Raw genomic sequence first — 4,007 nt, forward strand, 5'->3', positions numbered from 1 at the left:
AAGGCCAAAGATTATCTTAGTAAGCTTCAGGCCAAGTTCCATGGCATGGAGTTTATCACAGTAAGCAAGGATATGAAGGCCCAGGTTCAGCAGAACGCTGCAGCTTACGGCAATGCCAACAAGATGGTGGTGCTCATCGATGAAGAGAAGCTTGAGAGAATGGCTACTGATGAGTCCTTCAGAAATAAGTATGAGGGGATCATTGCCTCATCCCAAAGCAAGATGATGCAGGCCAAGATGGGGCTTTCCAGCAGCGGATCCATTATCAAGAACTTCGGAATGAGCGTGGATTCCAATGGGAACGAGAGCTTTTTTGCCACTGTAAGTAAATCTCAGGATCTTCAGAAAAAACGCATCGAGAAAAAAGCAGCCGAGAAGAAACAGCAGAAGATCAAGGAGAAGAGAGAAGCTTCCAGAAAAGCACAGGAAGAGCGCATAGAAAAGGCAAAAGAAAACAAAGCCGAAAAAACCGATGATAAGAAGGGCGAAGAGATATACGAAGAAGAATATGACATCATTGAAGCGAATTCTTTGGACGATCTTTTGTCAAAGGTTCAGACTTATTCCTATAACAATGCAGCTTCAAGAGTAGTGACGGATGCAGAGAGAAACGTTGGAACAAGGGTTGATTTTAAAGGATAAGGTGTAAAGCCTTAAGAGGCGGCTATGAATATATCGTTTAATACACAAAGTCCATATGGTTCATATTTTCAGAAGGCTCCTTTAGTGGGACAGGGCACCCGGAATAAATCTGCCGGAAGTGCTCTGCCTTTCATGCCCGGAAATAGTGATGCAGCCTCGCCTCTTTCAAAGTTTACAGACAAGATGACGGATGATAAGCCCTCCATATCCCAGCAGATGAGGCAGATGATCAGAGACCTTAAGCAGGAGCAGTATAAAAACACCTCCACAAAAAATCAGACAGATGGATTCTCCAAGCTGTCAGGCTCCCCGGATGCTGCAGATGACGAAGAGATCGTCAATTCCGAGAAGTATAATTACAAAACAGTGGCAACCAAGATCCAGCAAGCCAAGACATCCATCAGCGCAGGTCAGGCTGTTCTTGCAGCAAAGAGAGAGACCTTAAAGCTCAAAAGAAAGATTGCGTCCGGTTCGGGGGATGCGGAAGAACTCCAGATTGCCCTTTCCCATGCAAAGCGCATGGAAATGGTAGCCAGGAAAAAGAAGCACCACCTTGAACTTGAAGAGCTGGTGGAGAATACTCAGAAAAGGGACGAAAGGCTTGAGGGTGAGAAAGATGCTTCGGTTCAGATGCAGAGTGCTCTGACTTCTGCCGAAGAAGAGAAGATCGCAGAGAAGGAAGACGCCATATTTGATGCAAGGGAAGAGATGCTGAATGAAGCCCTTGAACAGATGCAGGAAGGCAGCGCCTCTTTTTCGGAAGAAGAGCTAAAAGAGCTCAACGAGATGATCTCAGAGTTTGGTGAGGAAGAGCTTAAGCAGCTTGAGGAAGCCATGGAAATGCTGGAAACCATGGAAGTGGTAAATCCTCACATGAGCAAGGAGGACCTGGAGGAACTAAAGCGCAAACACAGGGCTTCCGAAGATAAAGCAATCATGAAAGCCAACATGGAATACCTCAAGGACATGATCAAGCATGAACTTGGAAAGAACGCCTCCATGCCCGGTATGGGTGGCAGCGGAGTTTCCCCTGCTACATCCATGAGTATGCCCCAGGGTATGGGGATTGGGATGGGAATGGATATCTCAGCACCCCAGGCTTCAGCGCCATCATTTGATATCCAAATATGAAAAGTTTTATGGCTAAAGACGCCAAAAGCCTTAAAAATCAGGCACATTTGTATAGTCTAAAAGCAGAAGAGACTGCGTGAGCGAGACTGCTGCTGATGAAATGCGTTCCGCATACAAGGTCGACTTCAAGGACGATGCAACTATGATGCAGGAGATTCAGGACTGATACAATCACAGCATAATAGCAAGCATTTATCAAAACCCACATATAAACAGCACCCGTAACAGGGTGCATTTTATTGGCTTTATCAACTTAAATATTAGTCAGAGATATAAATATATCTAGTATAATCTCCGATAATACTAAGTAGTAAACAACTACATTTAGTGGAGGAAAAAATGAAAAATCAGGAAAGGAGTGCAGAGATCATCTGGGAAACAGATACCCGACAATTTCAAAGATGTGTGAAAGCTACAATATTCCTATCGGCACATATGAAAACAGGATAGGGAACTCCTGGAGTCTCGAAAAAGCCCTCACTACCCCATTAAGGAGAACGGGAATAAGGGCACAAAACTAGCAAAGAAAATCTAAAACGCTTTTCGTCAAATGACCAGCGCAATTTTAACCTATGAGGAGGAAAAGAAAAATGCAAAAGAAAAGGTTTTCAGTAAAAGCAAGAATCGTAGCAATGGCAGTCATACCTGCAGTAATATTATCCGCAGTTATCCTGGTACTCGGAATATTGTTTATGAAAGCAGGCATGGAGGAAGAAATTGAAAAAGGACTCATGGCATCTGCCTATGTCTATAAGGATATAGCAGTACATGTAACTGACAGAGAGGCGGGCGACAACGAGAATGAGACCATGCTAAAAGATCTTACCGGATATGATTATACTTGGTTCGATGGAGATACCAGAAAGAACTCGTCTCTTGGTTCTTCTGTTATCGGCACAAAGGCAGCAGACGGGGTTATCAAGGAAGTAATCAATAACGGTCATACGTATTCATCAACGAATACTCAGGTTGCGGGAAAACCTTACTTTGTAGCTTACGTGCCAGTTAAAGATGATGCAGGTAATGTTTACGCAATGGCTTTTACCGGAGTATCAAGAGAGTCGGTATCAGCACAGATAAACAAGTCCATTAGAATCATGGCAATCATAAGTGTAGCACTCCTAATGGTAGCTGTTCTTGTAGCCTTTAGGTCAGCTACGGCAATGGCTGGAGCAGTAGGAGAGATAAGTAAGAGCATAAAGGCTCTTGCCGATGGAAGATTTGTAAAAGCCCAAAAGTACCTGAACAGAAATGACGAGATTGGGTCTGCACTAAATGATACCAATACTCTTATTGATGGGCTTAAAGAAATTGTTGGTAATATCAGAGAGTCAGCTTCGGCAGTAGGAACATCCTCAGGCCAGCTTTCAGATATGGCTAATCAGATATCACAGACAGCAGAGGACGTATCAAATGCAGTTCAGGAGATTGCATCTGGCGCTACCCAGCAGGCAGATGAAATTCAGAACGCATCAACAAACGTAGGATATATCGGTGATGCGGTAGGTGATGTGCAGACTTCGACAAGTAACCTCGAAAATCTTGCGGGCAAGATGAAAGAGGCTTCGGAAGTATCAAGTGCATCACTATCAAGCTTACAGGAATCTTCCGGTGAAATGACGGCTAAGATAGATGAAATATCAGAGACAATCCATAGGACACAGGATGCAGTAGATACCATCTCAGAAAAGGTAGAGGGTATTACAAATATAGCAACACAGACAAACCTCTTATCACTTAATGCCTCAATCGAAGCTGCAAGAGCTGGCGATGCAGGAAAAGGCTTTGCAGTAGTAGCTCAGGAAATCGGAAAACTCGCAGAAGATTCTAAGATCATGGCTGATGATATCAAAAAGCAGATGGAAGAACTTCTTGAACAGGCAGGAGCAGCAGTTGTGGCAGCCAAGGATGTCAAAGACGCCAACCTTGAACAACAGGCATCTCTTGGAGAGACCATTCAAAGCATAAATGGTATGATAAATGATATAAATGATACTGTTGGAGGTGTTCAGACAATCAGTAGTGGTGCTGAAAGATGCGATACATCAAAGAATGCAGTTGTTGATGTTATGAGCGCTCTTTCTGCAATCTCAGAAGAAAATGCAGCATCATCCGAGGAAACAGGAGCATCCATGCAGGAGCTTTCGGCTACAGTTACAACTCTTGCTGGTTCTGCAAATGGTCTTAAGGATATTGCTGATAAACTGAACAGAGATATGGAGTTCTTTAAAGAA

At 43.7% G+C, this 4,007-nt stretch carries 3 protein-coding genes; all 3 read left to right on the forward strand.

The features are described from left to right. Window positions 1–642: DUF6033 family protein (locus tag J6I68_RS02750; RefSeq protein ID WP_292217162.1), on the forward strand; the 642-nt coding region annotated here is incomplete at its 5' end. 24 nt (window positions 643–666) lie between these two features. Next, entirely contained in the window at window positions 667–1,773 is a 1,107-nt protein-coding gene (locus tag J6I68_RS02755) for a hypothetical protein (RefSeq protein ID WP_292217165.1), read from the forward strand. A gap of 590 nt (window positions 1,774–2,363) precedes the next feature. Next, on the forward strand, window positions 2,364–4,007 hold a 1,644-nt coding region (locus J6I68_RS02760; RefSeq protein ID WP_292217167.1), incomplete at its 3' end, for a methyl-accepting chemotaxis protein.

Origin of the sequence: Butyrivibrio sp., assembly GCF_017940685.1 — a bacterium.
In the GTDB taxonomy this organism is placed as follows: Bacteria; Bacillota; Clostridia; order Lachnospirales; family Lachnospiraceae; genus Butyrivibrio.

What these genes read in the sequence shown, in the direction of transcription:
- J6I68_RS02755 (WP_292217165.1), top strand. Translation starts at nt 667, where the DNA reads ATGAATATATCGTTTAATACACAAAGTCCATATGGTTCATATTTTCAG.